This window comes from Pseudomonas sp. PDM16 (assembly GCF_014851865.1).
GTDB lineage: Bacteria > Pseudomonadota > Gammaproteobacteria > Pseudomonadales > Pseudomonadaceae > Aquipseudomonas.
The window spans coordinates 1-1,502 of record NZ_JACVAM010000019.1 but is presented as its reverse complement, the minus strand read 5'-3'; the positions used below and the strand labels follow the sequence as shown (position 1 = coordinate 1,502).

Genomic DNA, 1,502 nt, shown 5'->3' with positions numbered 1-1,502 from the left:
AGAACTGCTCGGCCGCCAGGCCGAACAGAGGCTCGCTGCCGGCGCGGATGGCGGCCTCCAGACCGAGGATGCGAGGCAGCAGGCGCTGGAAGTAGAAGTCCGCCGTTGCCAGCTTCGCGCCGTAGAAGGCCTCGTCCTCGCCACGCCGGCTCCGGGCGACCTGGGCCATGCGTGACCACAGCCAGGCATAGGCGACGTAGCCGAACAGGTGCAGGAACTCCACCGAGGCGGCGCCGACTTCGTTGGGGTTGTTCCGAGCCTGCTGCAGCAGCCAGTCGGTGGTGTTCTCCAGGCGCTGGACCGCGTCCAGCAGCGCGGCGCGGTGGGGAACCTCCGCGGTCGCGAACTGGCGTATCTCTGCGGTGAACTGGCGCAGCGCGGCGCCGCCGTTGGCCACCACCTTGCGCCCGAGCAGGTCGAGGGCCTGGATGCCATTGGTTCCTTCATAGATCTGCGCGATGCGCACGTCGCGCACCAACTGCTCCTGCCCCCACTCGCGGATGTACCCGTGGCCGCCGAACACCTGCTGGCCATGCACCGTGCTTTCCAGGCCACTGTCGGTGAAGAATGCCTTGGCCACCGGGGTGAGCAGCGCGACCAGGCTCTCGGCCGCCTGCTTCTCCGCGGCGTCCTCGCTGAACTTGCTCAGGTCGAGCTGCTGGCCCACGTAGCTGGCGAAGGCACGCCCACCTTCGGTCATCGCCCGGATGGTCAGCAGCATGCGGCGGACATCCGGATGCACGATGATCGGGTCGGCGATCTTGTCCTGCGCCTGCGGGCCGCTGGGCGAGCGACTCTGGATACGCTCGCGGGCGTAGGCCACGGCGTTCTGATAGGAAGCCTCGGCGCAGCCGATGCCCTGGATACCGATGGACAGCCGCTCGTAGTTCATCATGGTGAACATGGCCGCCAGGCCCTTGTTCTCCTCACCGATCAGGTAGCCTTCGGCACCGTCGAAGTTCATCACGCAGGTGGCCGAGGCCTTGATGCCCATCTTGTGCTCGATGGAACCGCAGCTCACGGCATTGGCCGCACCCAGCGACCCATCGGCATTGACCTTGATCTTGGGCACGAGGAACAGCGAGATGCCCTTGGGACCGGCCGGTGCATCCGGCAGCTTGGCCAGTACCAGGTGGATGATGTTCTCGGTCAGGTCCTGCTCGCCGCCGGTGATGAAGATCTTGCTGCCGCTGATGGCGTAACTGCCGTCCGCCTGCGGTTCGGCGCGCGTGCGGATGATGCCCAGGTCGGTGCCGGCGTGGGCCTCGGTCAGGCACATGGAACCCGCCCAGCGGCCCTCGTACATCGGCGGCAGGTAGGTGCTGCGCAGGGCCTCGCTGGCATGCGCATCGATCGCCAGGCAGGCACCGGAGCTCAGCGCGGAGTACAGGGCGAAGCTGGAGCCCGCGGCGTAGAGCATCTCCTCGAACTGCACGGCGAGCATCTTGGGCATGCCCATGCCGCCATGCTGAGGATTGCCGGAAAGGCCGACCCAGCCGCCC

At 67.3% G+C, this 1,502-nt stretch carries 1 protein-coding gene; it reads right to left on the bottom strand.

What is annotated here, in order from left to right:
- Positions 1 to 1,502 (bottom strand): acyl-CoA dehydrogenase C-terminal domain-containing protein (locus IB234_RS23760; protein WP_192322318.1); only part of this gene is annotated, 1,502 nt, incomplete at both ends.